The 15,070-nt window shown below is 75.5% G+C and carries 12 protein-coding genes; 8 read left to right on the plus strand and 4 right to left on the minus strand.

What is annotated here, in order from left to right; genetic code table 11:
• Window positions 1–59 precede the first annotated feature (59 nt).
• Both AMK24_RS19345 and AMK24_RS34250 read left to right on the plus strand, forming a co-directional pair.
• Entirely contained in the window at window positions 60–1,064 is a 1,005-nt protein-coding gene (locus AMK24_RS19345) for an aldo/keto reductase (RefSeq protein WP_073770048.1), read from the plus strand.
• 204 nt (window positions 1,065–1,268) lie between these two features.
• Window positions 1,269–1,772: a hypothetical protein gene (locus AMK24_RS34250; RefSeq protein ID WP_079190555.1), complete on the plus strand. Its 504-nt coding sequence runs from the start codon at window positions 1,269–1,271 to the stop codon at window positions 1,770–1,772.
• A gap of 84 nt (window positions 1,773–1,856) precedes the next feature.
• Here the strand turns inward: AMK24_RS34250 and AMK24_RS19355 are convergent, their stop codons facing one another.
• Window positions 1,857–3,125 carry a pyroglutamyl peptidase gene (locus tag AMK24_RS19355; RefSeq protein ID WP_073770049.1) on the minus strand — a complete coding sequence of 423 codons (1,269 nt, stop codon included), beginning with the start codon at window positions 3,123–3,125 and terminating at the stop codon, window positions 1,857–1,859.
• Window positions 3,126–3,362: 237 nt separating this feature from the next.
• Here AMK24_RS19355 and AMK24_RS19360 point away from each other — a divergent pair, with 237 nt between their 5' ends.
• From AMK24_RS19360 to AMK24_RS19380, 5 genes are all read left to right on the plus strand, one after another.
• Window positions 3,363–4,196: a M55 family metallopeptidase gene (locus AMK24_RS19360; RefSeq protein ID WP_073770050.1), complete on the plus strand. Its 834-nt coding sequence runs from the start codon at window positions 3,363–3,365 to the stop codon at window positions 4,194–4,196.
• On the plus strand, window positions 4,189–5,532 hold the full coding sequence (locus tag AMK24_RS19365; RefSeq protein WP_073770051.1) for a M20/M25/M40 family metallo-hydrolase: 1,344 nt from the start codon (window positions 4,189–4,191) through the stop codon (window positions 5,530–5,532). Before AMK24_RS19360 ends, AMK24_RS19365 begins: the two co-directional genes overlap by 8 nt.
• A gap of 27 nt (window positions 5,533–5,559) precedes the next feature.
• Window positions 5,560–7,578, plus strand: coding sequence for a S9 family peptidase (locus AMK24_RS19370; protein WP_073770052.1), 2,019 nt, complete (start codon window positions 5,560–5,562; stop codon window positions 7,576–7,578).
• The gene (locus AMK24_RS19375) at window positions 7,575–8,537 is read left to right on the plus strand and encodes a S66 peptidase family protein (protein ID WP_073770053.1); all 963 of its coding nucleotides are present in this window, start codon (window positions 7,575–7,577) and stop codon (window positions 8,535–8,537) included. The genes AMK24_RS19370 and AMK24_RS19375 overlap by 4 nt, the downstream gene beginning before the upstream one ends.
• Window positions 8,538–8,754: 217 nt before the next feature.
• A complete protein-coding gene (locus AMK24_RS19380; RefSeq protein WP_073770054.1) occupies window positions 8,755–10,512 on the plus strand; it encodes a CocE/NonD family hydrolase in 1,758 nt (585 codons plus the stop codon).
• Window positions 10,513–10,598: 86 nt separating this feature from the next.
• Here AMK24_RS19380 and AMK24_RS19385 read toward each other — a convergent pair whose 3' ends face one another.
• From AMK24_RS19385 to AMK24_RS19395, 3 genes are all read right to left on the minus strand, one after another.
• Window positions 10,599–10,952, minus strand: a complete 354-nt coding sequence (locus AMK24_RS19385; RefSeq protein ID WP_073770327.1) for a VOC family protein — start codon at window positions 10,950–10,952, stop codon at window positions 10,599–10,601.
• A gap of 123 nt (window positions 10,953–11,075) precedes the next feature.
• Window positions 11,076–11,885, minus strand: a complete 810-nt coding sequence (locus AMK24_RS19390) for a methyltransferase domain-containing protein (RefSeq protein WP_073770055.1) — start codon at window positions 11,883–11,885, stop codon at window positions 11,076–11,078.
• A gap of 141 nt (window positions 11,886–12,026) precedes the next feature.
• The gene (locus AMK24_RS19395) at window positions 12,027–13,538 is read right to left on the minus strand and encodes a bifunctional phosphatase PAP2/diacylglycerol kinase family protein (protein WP_073770056.1); all 1,512 of its coding nucleotides are present in this window, start codon (window positions 13,536–13,538) and stop codon (window positions 12,027–12,029) included.
• A 262-nt stretch (window positions 13,539–13,800) separates the two neighbouring features.
• Between AMK24_RS19395 and AMK24_RS19400 the strand changes: the two genes are divergently transcribed.
• Window positions 13,801–15,012 (plus strand): aminotransferase class I/II-fold pyridoxal phosphate-dependent enzyme, encoded by a 1,212-nt coding sequence (locus AMK24_RS19400; RefSeq protein ID WP_073770057.1) that lies wholly within the window; start codon window positions 13,801–13,803, stop codon window positions 15,010–15,012.
• The last annotated feature ends 58 nt before the right edge of the window (window positions 15,013–15,070 follow it).

Consider the following 15,070-nt stretch of genomic DNA (forward strand, 5'->3'; position numbering starts at 1 on the left):
GCACCCGAACCGCGCCGGCCCCGGCGCGCCACCCCCGTAACCCCTCCCGCGGAGCCCCCATGTACCTGCCGTCCGCCGACCGCTACTCCGCCATGCCCTACCGGCGCACCGGCCGCAGCGGGCTGCTGCTGCCCGCGCTCTCCCTCGGCCTCTGGCACAACTTCGGGGGAGACCGGACCCCCGGGACGCAGGCCGCCATCCTGCGCCGCGCCTTCGACCTCGGCATCACCCACTTCGACCTCGCGAACAACTACGGTCCGCCGCCGGGCTCCGCCGAACTCACCATGGGCCGCGCCCTGGCCACCGACTTCGCCCACCTCCGCGACGAACTGGTCGTCTCCACCAAGGCCGGTTACCACATGGGGGAGGGGCCGTACGGGGAGTGGGGCTCGCGCAAACACCTGCGCTCCTCGCTCGACCAGAGCCTGAAGCGCCTCGGCCTGGAGTACGTGGACGTCTTCTACTCCCACCGGCCCGACCCGGACACCCCGCTCGAAGAGACGATGGGCGCCCTCGACTCCGCCGTACGGCAGGGCAAGGCCCTCTACGTCGGCCTCTCCAACTACTCCGCCGCGCAGACCCGCGAGGCCGCCGCGATCCTGGAGGGCCTCGGCACTCCGCTCCTCATCCACCAGCCCCGCTACTCGATGCTCGACCGCCGCATCGAGGACGACGGGCTGCCGGACGCCCTGGACGCGCTGGGCGTCGGCTCCATCGCGTACTCCCCGCTGGAGCAGGGCATCCTCACCGACCGCTACCTGAACGGCATCCCGGCCGGTTCCCGGGCGGCGGGCGACAGCCCGTTCCTGACCGCCGACGCCGTCACCCCGCAGCTGGTGGAACGGCTGCGCGCGCTGGACGCCCTGGCGAAGGAGCGCGGCCAGTCGCTCGCCCAGCTGGCCCTGGCGTGGGTGCTGCGCGGCGGCCGGCTCACCTCCGCCGTCGTCGGCGCGAGCAGCGTGACCCAGCTGGAGAACAGCGTCGCGGCCGTCGCGAACCTCGACTTCACCGAGGACGAGCTGTCCCGCATCGAGGAGCTGCTGCGGGACGCGAAGGCCGGCTGACGCGGGTCGCGCCCCCGCACGCCGCGCCCGCCGCCGAGCCCTTCCCGTCGGCCGGGCCCCCGCCGGGCAGACCCGGTCCGACCGACCGGCCCCGGTGCGGCGGGAGACCGCGGAACGTCCGATCGGCATCAGACGCCGCCTCCGGGGCACACGCCGAACATGCGGATTCCTCCAGCACCGCCGCTTTCCTCCCGGGCAAGCGGCATGAGCCCCCACCCCGGCCCGGACGGCGTTCGGCGGACCGGGCCAGGGCCCGCCCGCCGGCGCCGCCGCCCCGGGGCCCTCCGGCGCCACTGGGCCCGGACGAGGCGGCGGGCGCGGACGCTCGCCGCCCTGGAGTGGGCCTCGTGCCCCCCGCGAGACGGCGCCGACGAGCACCGACTGCTCCTGGTCCACCACCGCAAGGTCGTCGGGGAGGTCTCCTACCGGTTGTGCACCCGCTGCCCGGCCGGCCAGTGGACGACGACCCGGCTCGCCACGCCGCTGCCGGAGCGGCCCGTGGCCCGCAGGGTCCTGTCGCACCTGCGCTTCCGCCACCCGGACCGGACCTGGCTGCCGCCGACGTCCCCGCCCCGGGCGGGAAGGGGCCGCCGGGCCCGCTCCCTCGGCCGCCCGGCCCTCTGCCCCGACCACGCCGACGCCAGGCCCTCCTTCCCCGGGGAGGGTCCGGCCGCCCCGGCGGACGGACTCCTCGCGGCCCGCCGCTGAGCGGCCGAGCCCGGCGGGCGGCGCGGGGCCCGGCACTTCCCGCCCGTCTTGCCCGTGCGGCGGAAGCCGGTCCGCACGGGCGGCTCAGCCCGCGGCCGACACCGCCGTCCTCACCAGTTCCCCCACCTGGCGCACGATGTCCGAGCGGTCGCGCTCGAAATCCGGGTCGGTGACCGCGCCCGCCTGCGGATCGGTGTTCTCCGCGCCGAACCGCAGGACCGGGGTGTGCAGGTGGCCGCCCGGCAGGTGCGGCAGCCGGAGCCGGTCGCGCAGCAGGGTGGCCCGGTAGGCGATCTCGTTGGAGAGGTAGTCGCCGCCGCCTCCGGCCCGCGCCGACGAGCCGGGGGTGGGGCCTTCCGGCCTGGTCACCGGCCGGTCGCCGCCTGCCGGGACCTCGGTGACCTCCGTGTTGTCGTACACCGGGAAGGGGCCCGTGTCCGCTTCGGCGAGCCGCCGGTACGGGAGGGTGGTGGAGGTCCACTGCGGCTGGGTTCCGGGGTCGGCGACGGGGACGAGCCCGGTGCTCGACGCGTTCTCGTTGTCGGGGAAGCCGCCGCGCCAGGCGGCGTTCGTGCGCTCCACGTCGAAGCGGCCGGGCCTGCCCTGACTGACCGTGGTGAACAGGTCCAGGTGGGGCAGGTGCCGCGCCAGGGCCCGTTCGACGACGCCCTCGGTGAAGTCCGACCAGCGCACCGGGAAGACGGCGGTCTCGATCCGGGCCGGTCCGGCGGCCGTCCGCACCACGACGCCGTCCAGGGCGAGGGCGCTCGCGCCCGAGGGATTGCCGATCCGCACGTCGCGGTCCAGGGTGAACGGGTCGAAACCGGTGACGAGCACCCGCTTCACCCGGGGGTCGGGGAAGCGGATCTCCTGTTGGCCGCGAGAAGCGCTCTCCAGGGCGGTGTGCAGGGCCGCGCGCTGTTCGGCGCCGACCGCGAACGGAGGCGTCCACGCGCGCAGCTCCCGGCTGAGCGCGAGCCGGGCCCAGTACAGCGGCCGGTCGTCGCCCCGGCTCAGGTCGCCCGCGGCGGGATCGCGGCCCTGGGCGCGGTCCACGGCGCGCCGCCAGAGCGCCGAAGCGTGGCGGGTGACCGCCCGCTCGGCCTGCGCGTAACCGCGGGAGCGTTCCAGGGCCCGCGCGAAACGCGGGGCGAGAGCGTCGAATCCGCTGCGCCGGAGGATCTCCCGCGGCGCGGCACGGTCGAGGCGCCGCTCCTCGACGGTCGCCGCCCCCGGCGCGCGGGCGGCGTCCGCCGGGGCGGCGGACGCGGGCAGGGCGGAGCCCGCCAGGACGAGGAGGAGCGCCGTGCCGCCGAGACCGAGCCGGGCCGTGACGGGGAAGGGGTGGGTCACGCGGGTCCTTTCGTTCGAACGGTGGTGCGCAGTATCGCGGCACGGTCCGGCGCGGTGCCAGAGGGCGGGGCAGCCGCGCGCGATCTCCTGAGCCGGGGCCGGTCGGAACACCGGCGCACGTCCCCGGCGAAGGGCGGCGCCCCCTCCACCGCACGGGGCCGGACACGGCCGCCCCGCCGCACCGGCCCTGCGCCCCTCCCTGGCCCGCGCCGCCCACGAGGCGTACGGTGTGGCGGCATGAAGATCCTCATCAGCGCCGACATGGAAGGCGCCACCGGAGTCACCTGGCCGGCCGACGTGCTGCCGGGGACGCCGCAGTGGGAGCGCTGCCGGTCGATGTTCACGTCCGACGTGAACGCGGCGGTCCTCGGCTTCTACGACGGCGGCGCCGACGAGGTCCTGGTGAACGAGGCCCACTGGTCGATGCGCAACCTCCTCCTGGAGCACATGGACGAGCGGGTCCGGATGCTCACCGGCAAGCACAAGTCGCTGTCCATGGTGGAGGGCATCCAGCACGGCGACGTGGACGCGGTGGCCTTCGTCGGCTACCACACCGGGGCCGGCGCGGAGGGCGTCCTCGCCCACACCTACCTGGCCAACTCCATCACCGGCGTCTGGCTCAACGGCGTCCGTGCCAGCGAGGGTCTGCTCAACGCGCACGTCGCCGCCGAGTACGGGGTGCCCGTCGTCCTCGTCACCGGCGACGACCTGACCTGCGTGGACGCCGACGGGTACGCGCCGGACGCCCGGAAGGTCGCCGTCAAGGACTACGTGTCGCGGTACGCGGCCGTCTGCCGCACCCCCGCCCGCACCGCCGCCGACATCCGGGCCGCGGCGAAGAGCGCCACCGCGCTGGCGGGCCGCCGGGCCCCCGTCACCGGCACGGCGTTCACCGTGGAGCTGGAGTTCGACGCCGAACACCTGGCGGCGGCGGCCACCGTCGTCCCCGGGGTCGCGCCGAGCGGCGAGAGGCGCGTGGCGTACACCAGCGCGACGATGTACGAAGGAATCCGCACGTTCAAGGCGGTGACGACGATCGTGTCGGCCGCCGTGGAGGAACAGTATGGCTGAGGCCCCCGACCCGCTCGGACCCGTGGACCGGCAGGCGCTCGACGAAGTGGTGGCGTTCACCTCCGAGTTGATCCGGATCGACACCACCAACCGGGGCGGTGGCGACTGCCGGGAGCGCCCCGCCGCCGAATACGTCGCCGAGCGGCTCGCGGACGCCGGGATCGAGCCGACGCTGCTGGAGCGCACCCCCGGCCGGACCAACGTGGTCGCCCGGATCCCCGGCGGCGACCCCACGGCCGACGCGCTGCTCGTCCACGGCCACCTCGACGTCGTCCCCGCCGAACCCGCCGACTGGAGTGTGCACCCCTTCTCCGGCGAGGTCCGCGACGGGGTCGTGTGGGGGAGGGGCGCCGTCGACATGAAGAACATGGACGCGATGGTCCTCTCCGTCGTACGGGGCTGGGCCCGCGAAGGGTTCCGCCCGGCGCGCGACATCGTCATCGCCTACACCGCCGACGAGGAGGACAGCGCCGCGGACGGCTCCGGCTTCCTCACCGAGGAGCACGCCGACCTCTTCGAGGGCTGCACCGAGGGCATCAGCGAGTCGGGGGCCTTCACCTTCCACGCCGGCGAGGGCCTGTCGCTCTACCCGATCGCGGCGGGCGAGCGCGGCACCGGCTGGCTGAAGCTGACCGCCGAGGGCCGGGCCGGGCACGGCTCCAAGGTCAACCGGGAGAACGCGGTGAGTGCGCTGGCCGCGGCCGTCGCCCGGATCGGCGAGCACGAATGGCCCATCCGCCTCACCCCGACCGTCCGCGCCGCGATCACCGAGATCGCCGCGCTGCACGGCATCAACGCCGACCTCGACGCCCCCGGTTTCGACGTCGCCCAACTCCTCGGCAAGCTCGGCCCGGCCGCCTCCCTCGTCGAGAACACCATCCGCAACAGCAGCAACCCGACGATGCTGGACGCCGGTTACAAGGTCAACGTCATCCCCGGCCACGCCACCGCGTACGTCGACGGGCGGATGGTCCCCGGCGGCGACGACGAGTTCCACGCCACCCTGGACCGGCTGACCGGCCCCTCGGTCTCCTGGGAGTTCTACCACCGCGAGCAGGCCCTCACCGCGCCGGTCGACTCCCCGACGTACGCCAAACTGCGCGCCGCCGTCGAGCGGTTCGACCCGGGCGCGCACACCGTGCCCTACTGCATGTCGGGCGGCACCGACGCCAAGCAGTTCTCCCGCCTCGGCATCACCGGCTACGGCTTCACCCCGCTGAAGCTGCCCGTCGGCTTCGACTACCAGCGGCTCTTCCACGGCGTCGACGAGCGTGTCCCCGTCGACGCCCTCCACTTCGGCGTCCGCGTCCTCGACCACTACCTGCGCACCGCCTGACCTACTCGCCCCGGGGGACCGACCCACGTGAACACCGTGCCCGCAGCAGCCCCGTACGGGGCCTGGCCGTCACCGATCGACGCGGCGCTCGCCGCCTCCCACGACGGCCGCCCCGACCACCTCGGCACCGTCGGGGACGAGGTCTGGTGGACCGAGCCGCGTCCCGCCGAGGGCGGCCGGCGCGCCCTGGTCCGCCGCCGCGCCGACGGCTCCACCGCACCCGTGCTCCCCGCCCCCTGGAACGTCCGCAGCAGGGTCGTCGAATACGGCGGCCAGCCCTGGGCGGCCACCGTGCGCGAGGACGGCGAACCCCTCGTCGTCTTCGTCCACTTCACCGATCAGCGGCTGTACGCCCACACCCCCGGCAGCCCCGGGGCCCCCCGCCCGCTCACCCCCGTCTCCGACGTCGGCGGCGGACTGCGCTGGGTGGACCCGCAGGTGCGCCCCGAACACGGCGCCGAGGGGGAGGTATGGTGCGTCCTGGAGGAGTTCACCGGCCCGGAGCCCACCGACGTACGGCGGGTCCTCGCCGCCGTGCCGCTGGACGGCTCGGCGGCCGAAGACCGCTCGAAGGTCCGCGAACTCTCCGACGGACGCCACCGGTTCGTCACCGGCCCCAAGGTCTCCCACGACGGGCGGCGGGCGGCCTGGATCGCCTGGGACCACCCGGAGATGCCCTGGAACGGGACCGTGGTCATGCTGGCCGACCTCACCGAGGAGGGCCGGTTCACCGGTGCCCGGCCCCTCGTCGGGGACCTCGACGAATCGGTCTGCCAGGTGGAGTGGGACCGCGACGGCAGCCTCCTGTTCGTCTCCGACCTCTCCGGATGGTGGGAGCTCCAGCGCATCCGCCCCGACGCCGTCGCGGGCGGCGCGGTCCCCAGCAGCCGGCTCCTGCCGCCCCGGGGCGAGGAGTTCGGCGGGCCGCTCTGGAAGATCGGGCTGCGCTGGTTCCACCCCCTGGACAACGGCCTGATCGCCGTCCTGCACGGCAAGGGCGACCACCGCCTCGGCATCCTCGACCCCGAGACCGGCGAACTCGCGGACGCCCCGGGCCCCTGGACGGCCTGGTCCGACACGCTCACCGTGCACGGCAGCCGCGTCGTCGGCGTCGCGGCGAGCCCCCGCAGCGCCCCCGAGGTCGTCGAACTGGACACCGCGACCGGACGCGCCCGCCCCATCGGCGCGCCCCACCGGGACGCGGTCGACCCCGCCTACTACCCACGGCCCGAGAACCGGACCTTCACCGGCCCCGACGGCCGGGAGATCCACGCCCACGTCTACCCGCCGCGCCACCCCGAACGCACCGGCCCCGAGGGCGAGAAGCCCCCCTACGTCATCTGGGCGCACGGTGGGCCCACCGGCCGCGCCCCGCTCGTCCTCGACCTGGAGATCGCCTACTTCACCTCGCGCGGCATCGGCGTCGCCGAGGTGAACTACGGCGGCTCCACCGGTTACGGACGCGCCTACCGCGAACGCCTGCGCGGCGAGTGGGGCGTCGTCGACGTGGCGGACTGCGCGGCCGTCGCCTCGGCCCTGGTCGACGAGGGCGCGGCGGACCCGGGCAAGCTGGCGATCCGGGGCGGCAGCGCGGGCGGCTGGACCACCGCCGCCTCGCTGACCAGCACCGACCTGTACGCCTGCGGGACGATGCTCTACCCGGTGCTGGACCTGGAAAGGTGGGCCGCCGGCGGAACCCACGACTTCGAGTCCCAGTACCTGGAGACGCTCGTCGGCCCGCTCGCCGAGGTGCCCGAGCGCTACCGGGAACGCTCCCCGCTCCACCGCGCCGACCGGCTGAACACCCCGTTCCTGCTGCTCCAGGGCCTGGACGACGTGATCTGCCCGCCCGCCCAGAGCGAGCGGTTCCTCGCCGCCGCGGCCGACCGGGGGGTCGCCCACGCCTCCATCGCCTTCGAGGGCGAGAGCCACGGGTTCCGCCGCATGGAGACCCTGGTCCGCGCCCTGGAGGCCGAACTGTCGCTCTACGTCCGCACGTTCGGCATCGACCGGCCCGACGTGCCGCCGCTGGAGCTGACCACGTGAGCGGCCGGAGCCCCGCACGGGCCACCCCGCTCGCCCGGCCGGCACGGTTGCGCCCCGGCTCCCGGGTCGCCGTCGTCGCCCCCAGCGGCCCCGTCCCCGCCGACCGGCTGGAGGAGGGGGTCGCCTTCCTGCGCGACTGGGGCCTCGACCCGGTCGTCGGCCCCCATGTCCTTTCCGTTCACCCGGAGTTGGACCACCTCGCCGGCAGGGACGCGGACCGCGCGGCGGATCTCCAGGCCGCCTGGTGCGATCCCGCTGTCGAGGCCGTCTTCTGCGCCCGCGGCGGATACGGAGCCCACCGTATGGTCGATCTGCTCGACTGGGCGGCGATCCGGGCCGCCGGGCCCAAGGTCTTCGTCGGCTACAGCGACATCACCGTGCTGCACGAGGCGTTCGCCCTGCGCGCCGGTTTCGCGACCCTGCACGGGCCGATGGTCGCCACCGAGACCTTTCTGAAGGACGAGCCCACCCGCGAGCACCTGCGGGCCACCCTCTTCGCGCCCGAGAGCGTGCTCGTCCTGGGGCGGGACACGGCCCGCCCCCTGGTCCCCGGGCGGGCCGAAGGCGTCCTGTACGGCGGCTGCGCCGGCCTGCTCGCCGCCGATGCCTGCGCCCCCGGCGGGCGGACCCACGCCCGGGGCGGGCTGCTGGCGATCGAGGACACCGGGGAGGAGCCCTACCGGCTCGACGGCATCCTCACCCGGCTCCTGCGGTCCGGAGGGCTGGCCGGTGTGGCCGGGGTCGCCTGCGGATCCTGGCAGCTCTGCGGACCGTACGAGAAGATCCGGCCCGTGCTCGCCGACCGGCTCGGCACGCTGGGCATACCCGTGGTCGAGGAGGTGGGGTTCGGACACGGCCCGACATCGCTGACGGTCCCCCTGGGCGTCGCGGCGGTGCTCGACGCACCGGCGGACGGCGGGCGTTGCACGCTGACCGTACGGGCCCCCGCCCTGCGCTGACCTCCTCGGCCCCCGCCGCCCCGTCCGCGCCCGCGCGGACGCCGTTCGCGCCCGCGCGTGGAGAGGCGCTTTCGCGTGCGACGTGAACACCCGTCAAAAGCCGCTGCCCGATGCGCTGACACGCGGTGAGCCGTGTCACGGCATGGGCGCGCCCCAATGCCTACCGGCCGGTAAGGCCCTCGGTGTGGAGGTCTTCGTGTCAGGTGCTGTTTCCCGCGTGCGCGGCCCGCTCGCGGCGGTCGCCGGGGCGGCCCTCGCCGCCCCCCTCGTCCTCGCCGGCCCGGCCCACGCCGAGGCCGGCCCGTACACCGTCACGCCGCTTACGTTCACCGTCGAGGCGGGCGACCGCACCTGCACGGTGGACGCCGATCTCTACCGGCCCGCGGGGGCCGACGCGGACAGCCCCGCCCCCGCCGTCCTCGCCACCAACGGTTTCGGCGGCAGCAAGTCCGACGGCACCACCGACGCGATCGGCAGGACGTTCGCCGAGCGCGGCTATGTCAGCCTCGTCTACTCGGGCCTCGGCTTCGGCAGGTCCGGCTGCCTGATCACCCTCGACGACCCCGCCGTGGACGGGGAGGCGGCGAGCGGGCTCCTCGACTTCCTCGCAGGAGTCCGCGCCGCCGACGACGGCACGAAGGCCGACTACGTCACCCGGGACGCCGAGGGCGATCCGCGCGTCGGCATGATCGGCGGCTCCTACGGCGGCGCGATCCAACTGGCCGCCGCCGCCGTGGACCCGCGCGTCGACGCCCTCGTCCCCCTGATCACCTGGAACGACCTCGGCTACGCACTCGCCCCCAACAACACCGGCGCGCGCACCGGGGTCACCTCCGACACCCCCGGCGTCTTCAAGTGGCAGTGGACCAACGGCTTCTACCTGATCGGCGAAGGCCGGCCGCTGCTCACCCCGAGGCCGGACCCGTCCCGGATCAACCGGGTGGACTGCCTGCACTTCGCCACCCGCGTCTGCGAGACCGTCCGGCTGCTCAACTCCGGCCGCTACCCCGCCGCGCAGACCGAGCGGATGCTCGCGTACGTACGCAGCGTCTCACCGGTCTCCTACCTCGACCGGGTCCAGGCCCCCACTCTCCTCGTCCAGGGCCAGGCCGACAGCCTCTTCAACCTCAACGAGGCGACCGCCACCTACCGGACGCTCAAGGCGCAGGGCACCGAGACCAAGATGATCTGGCAGTCCTGGGGGCACGGCGGCGGCCAGGTCCCCGGTGAACTCGACCTCGACCGGGGCAACCTGGAGACCAGCCACGTCGGACGGCGAGTGCTGGCCTGGTTCGACCGCTACCTCCGCGAGAACACGGCCGCCGACACCGGACCCGCCCTCTCCTACTACCGCCACTGGCAGAGCGGCTACGGTACGGCCGCCGACGTCCCCGCCCTCTCGCGCTCCCTCTACCTCTCCGGCGACGGCAAGCTCGTCGACGACCGCTCCGAGGTCGTGCGCGGCAGCCGCCAGTACACCAACCGGCCCGTGCCCACCAGCCACTCCGAGAGTTCCCTCGCCCCGCTGATCGGGCTGCCCGACATCGAGCCGTACGACACGAAGGGCACCTACCTCGGGTGGCGCAGCGAGCCCCTCACCGCCCCCCTCGACGTCGTCGGCGCGCCGAAGGCCACCCTCCAGGTCGTCTCACCGGAGGCGGAACGGGTCCAGCACAGCGGTGACGCCTCCGAAAAGCTCGTCCTGTTCGCCAAGGTCTACGACGTCGCCCCCGGCGGCGGCCGCACGCTGGTGAACCGGCTCGTCTCCCCGGTCCGGGTTCCCGACGTCACCCGGCCCTTCACGGTCGAACTGCCCGGCATCGTCCACCGGTACGCCCGGGGGCACCGCCTGGAGTTCGTCATCGCCGCCAGCGACACCGCGTACTTCGGCAACCGGGGCATCAAGCCCGTCACCGTCGTGAGCGCTCCCGAGGAGACCGGCGTGCTGGAGCTGCCGGTGGTCCCGGCCGGCTGACGTCCGCGCCTCCCCGCCCGGCCGGGCGGCTCCCTCGTCCGCCGCCCGGCCGACCGCGGCGAAGGAGGCGTGCGGGCGGGGGAGGGTCAGACGGCGGCCTTGCGGTCCACGTACTCGAAGACCGAGCCGTCCGGGTGCAGGGCGATGAGGTTGCGGCCCGCCGGGGTCGGCACCGGGCCCGCGACGACCCGCGCGCCCGCCCGGGTGAGCGCCTCGTGCGCCTCGTCCACGTCCTTGACGGCGATGGTCGCCCCCACCTTGCGCAGCACCTCCAACTCCGACTCCGGCCCGCTCATCAGCAGGAAGCAGCCGATCGCGGCGACCGAGACCCCGCCGCGCTCGAAACGCAGGGCCGAAGTGCCCGTCAGCCCCTCGTAGAAGGCCACCGACGACTCCAGGTCGTCGACGCAGATACGCAGCGTGGTTCCCAGGATCTCCATGGAACGAGGGTAGACGGCGGCCGCCACCGGTGTGATCGGTTCCGGCCGGACCGGGCGGCCGTCCGGTACGCGGGGGCCGCCGACCGTGCGACGGTCACCCCGCGTCCCGGACGCGCCCGGCTCTCACGCCCGGCAGAGCACCTCGCCGTGCGGGACCATGAACCAGCCGTCGTCCTCCGCGCCCCAGGAGCGCCACGCTCCGGCGATCTCCGTGAGCCGCCCGGCGCTCGCGTGGCCGCCCGCCACCGCCAGTCCGGCGTAGACCGAGTCCGTCGTGCGGTCCGCCCACAGGCCGCTCCACCACGCGCGGCTCTCCGGGGTGGCGAAACACCAGGCGGCCGCGGTGGGGACGATGTCGGTGAAGCCGGCCTGCCGCGCCCAGGACAACAGCCTGCGGCCGGCGTCGGGTTCGCCGCCGTTGCCCCGCGCCACGCGTCCGTACACGTCCAGCCAGGTGTCGAGCCCCGGAGCTTCCGGATACCACGTCATCGCCGCGTAGTCGCTGTCGCGGGCCGCGACCACGCCGCCGGGGCGGCAGACCCGCCGCATCTCGCGCAGCGCCCCGACCGGATCGCCCACGTGCTGGAGCACCTGGTGGGCGTGGACCACGTCGAAGGAGTCGTCGGGGAAATCCAGGGCGTGGACGTCGGCCACCGCGAACTCGACGTTCCCGAGACCTCGTTCCTCCGCCACCGCCGCTGCGGACCCGAGGATGTCGCCGCTGGTGTCCACCGCCGTGACCCGGCCCGGAGCGACCAGCGCGGCCAGGTCGGCGGTGATGGTCCCGGGGCCGCAGCCGACATCCAGCACGGCCTGCCCGGGACGGAGTTCGCCGAGGAGGTACGCGGCCGAGTTGGCCGCGGTCCGCCAGCGGTGCGAGCGCAGGACCGACTCGTGGTGCCCGTGCGTGTACACGGCGGTCTCCTTCGGCATGGCGGCGCGTCCTCTCCCGGAAGTCCCGCGCCTGGAGGCGCGGCGGCAGGACCCACCGTACGCCGGGATGCCGCATGCTGAGATGCGTGTCTTGCCATGCGGACGCGAGAGCGGGGCGGAAGAGGGGGGCGGCCCCGGCGGTCAGACCGGCATCGGGCAGTACACCGTCAGGGCCTCCGGCAGCTTGTCGATCGTCAGTTCCGTTCCCGAGCGGCCCACTTCCCCGTCGTACGCGTACGGGGTTCCCGGCGCCAGGCCGCCGATCCGCACCCGGCGCCGTCGCACCGCCGCATGGGCCGGGGAGCGGGTCAGCGGCCCGGCCACCGCCGCGGCCAGCAGCCGCAGCGCGGGCCCGCGCCCCCCGTGCACCACCCGCACGTCCAGCAGCCCGTCCGCCAGGTTGTGGCGGCGGCCCGGAGCGGGGCCCACGCGCTGGAACAGGCCGTTGCCGACGAAGAGGAGCCACAACGGGCGTCGGCGGCCCTGGAGTTCGGCCTCCAGCGGCCGTCGGTCGCGCAACACGCGGAAGGCCGCCAGCACGCCCGCCGGCCAGCCGCCGATCCGGGGCGACCAGTGCTCCCGGGTGCGTACCAGCTCCGGATAGACGCCCAGCGAGAAGGCGTTGAGGAAATAACCGTCCGCCCCGTCCGGGCCGTTCGGCCCCGGTCGGAAACGGCCGAGGTCCACCCGGATGGCATCCCCGGCGTTGAGGGCGGCGGCGGTGTCGTGGACCGTCTCGATGCCCAGGTCGTACGCGAAGTGGTTGAGCGTTCCGCCCGGGAAGACGGCCAGCGGCACCCCGTGCGTCGCCGCGACGGAGGCCGCCAGATTCACCGTGCCGTCGCCCCCGCAGACACCGAGCGCCTTGCCCCGGCCCGCCGCCCCGTCCAACACGGCCGACAGCTCCCGGGGCGGCACCTCCACCACCTCCGCGGCGGGCAGCGCCTCACGCACCAGGGACGCGGTCGAGGCGGCGGAGCCCGACTTCCGGTTCACCACCACGACGAGCCCCTTCCCCGCCGGGAGCGCCGGGGCCTCGCCGGGCGGGCGGCCGGGCGCGGGGAGCTGGCCCCGGGTGGGCACCAGCCCGCGCAGCGCGAACGCGGCCCCCACCCCGAGCGCCGCCCCCGCCAGCACATCGCTCGGATAGTGGACGCCCGTGTAGACCCGGGAGACCGCGACGGCCGCCGCGACCGGGGCCACCGCCGCACCCCAGCCCTTGGACTCCAGGGCCACGCCGGCGGCGAACGCGGCGGCGGACGCCGCGTGCCCGGAGGGGAACGACGTGGTGACCGGCTGCCGCTTGAGCTGCCGCACGGACGGCACCAGATCCAGTATCGGGCGCTTCCGGCGCACCGCGCCCTTGCCCACGGTGTTGATCGCCACCGACGCCACGGCGAGCGAGGCCACCCCGCGCAGCGCGGCACGCCGCGACCGCGCGCTGCTGCCGAGGGCCGCGATCCCGGCCGCCGTCCCGAACCAGAGCAGCCCGTGGTTGGCGCTCCGGCTCAGCTTGGGCAGCAGCGGGTCCGCCCCCGGCCAGTGCCGGTCCGCGACACTCCGGAAGACGGCCAGGTCCCGGCTCTGCAACCAGTCCCGCCAACGGGCGGTGGCGGTCGAGGCGACGGCGGGCGTGGTTCTCGGTGTGGACATGCACCAGCGAATACCCGGCAGCGCCCCGCTGAACCAGGAGGCGCGCTGGGACGCCGGCCTCGTACCGTTCCGGGCGGTGGCGGCGCGTGCGCGCGGGAGCCGGCCCGGCCCGGGCGGCCCGGCCGGACGGGCGGGCCGCCCGGAACCTCCGTATAAAGAAATGCACAGGGCGCCGCGTGCGCGCGTCCGGCGGCCGGCCGGCCGTGGCGGGCGGGCCCGGGACGCGGCGCCGAGCGGGCGACGAGCGGCGGAGGAGGGCCGGATGCACGGGAACGAGGACCACGGGCCCGTCCGCTACGGGCCGCTCGCCCCCGACCCGGGGCTTCCGGTCCTCCCCGAGCTGGCCGCCGTACTCGCCGCCGCCTCCGGCAGAACCCGGCCGGAGCCTCCCGGCGGGGGACCGGCGCTGCGTGAGGCGGCCCGCGGGTACTGGGAGCGCCGAGGGCTGCACGGCACGGCCGCGGGGGTCGCCGCCGCTCCCGGCGCCCAGCCGCTCCTCCTGGCCCTGCTCGGCGCGCACGGCGGGGACGTCCTCGTGCCCCGCCCCTGTCCGGCCGCCTGGATGCCGCAGGCCCGGCTGCTGGGCCGTCCCGCCTACCACGTGCCGAGCCCGGCCGAATGCGGCGGCGTCCCCGACCCGTACGCCCTGCTGGAGACCGTGCGCCGGGTCCGGGCGGAGGGCGGCCGGCCGACCCTGCTGCTCCTGTCCGTCGCCGACGACCCCACGGCCACCGTCGCCCCGCCCGAACTGGTCCGCGAGGCGTGCGAGGCGGCGGTCGGGGAAGGGCTGCACATCATCAGCGACGAGACCTGGCGCGACACCGTGCACCGCTCCCGGGACGCCGTCCTGATCAGCCCCGCCGAGATGTGCCCGGACGACGTCACGGTCCTGGCCGACCTCTCCGGGGCCCTCACGCCCGCCGCCTGGCCGGCCGCCGTCGCCCGCTTCCCCGACACGGCCCCGGCCGCCGCCCGGCACGCCCGCGCCCTGGACATCCTCACCGCGCTCGGGGCCCTCGTCGCCGGTCCGGTCGCCCACGCCGCCGCGCACGCCCTGGAGGAGCCGCAGGCCGTACGCGACCGGACCGCGCGGGCCGCCGCGCTCCACGCCGAGGTCGCCGCCGCCGCCCACCGCGCGGTCCTCGGCGCCGGTGCGCTGGCCCGGCCGCCCCAGGCGGGCCGCCACCTCTACGCCGACCTGGGCCCGCTGCGCTCCCGGCTGGCGGAGGTGGGCGTCACGGACTCGCTGGAGTTGGAGGAGTACCTCACCGACCGGCTCGGCGCGCCCGCCCCGGGGGGCCACCGCTTCGGGGACGAGCTGGGCGCGCTGCGCGTACGCCTGGGCACCGGACCGCTGCTGGGGACCACGGCGCGGCAGCGCACGGAGTCCCTCGCCGCCGCCGAGCCCCTGAAGCTCCCCCATGTGGCGCGGGCCCTGGACGGCTTCGCGGCGGTCCTCGGCGCACTGCGCTGAGAGGGCCGGGGGGCTTGGGCGCCGATCGCCGAACCGTGCCGCTGCTCACCGCCGGGGC

This window comes from Streptomyces sp. CB02366 (assembly GCF_001905905.1).
Lineage (GTDB): Bacteria > Actinomycetota > Actinomycetes > Streptomycetales > Streptomycetaceae > Streptomyces.

Excerpts from the sequence above, each read along its gene's own strand:
- AMK24_RS19385 (WP_073770327.1), bottom strand. The coding sequence starts at position 10,952 with ATGGAGATCCTGGGAACCACGCTGCGTATCTGCGTCGACGACCTGGAG.
- AMK24_RS19360 (WP_073770050.1), top strand. The coding sequence starts at position 3,363 with ATGAAGATCCTCATCAGCGCCGACATGGAAGGCGCCACCGGAGTCACC.
- AMK24_RS19365 (WP_073770051.1), top strand. The coding sequence starts at position 4,189 with ATGGCTGAGGCCCCCGACCCGCTCGGACCCGTGGACCGGCAGGCGCTC.
- AMK24_RS19345 (WP_073770048.1), top strand. The coding sequence starts at position 60 with ATGTACCTGCCGTCCGCCGACCGCTACTCCGCCATGCCCTACCGGCGC.
- AMK24_RS19390 (WP_073770055.1), bottom strand. The coding sequence starts at position 11,885 with ATGCCGAAGGAGACCGCCGTGTACACGCACGGGCACCACGAGTCGGTC.
- AMK24_RS19400 (WP_073770057.1), top strand. The coding sequence starts at position 13,801 with ATGCACGGGAACGAGGACCACGGGCCCGTCCGCTACGGGCCGCTCGCC.
- AMK24_RS19395 (WP_073770056.1), bottom strand. The coding sequence starts at position 13,538 with ATGTCCACACCGAGAACCACGCCCGCCGTCGCCTCGACCGCCACCGCC.
- AMK24_RS34250 (WP_079190555.1), top strand. The coding sequence starts at position 1,269 with ATGAGCCCCCACCCCGGCCCGGACGGCGTTCGGCGGACCGGGCCAGGG.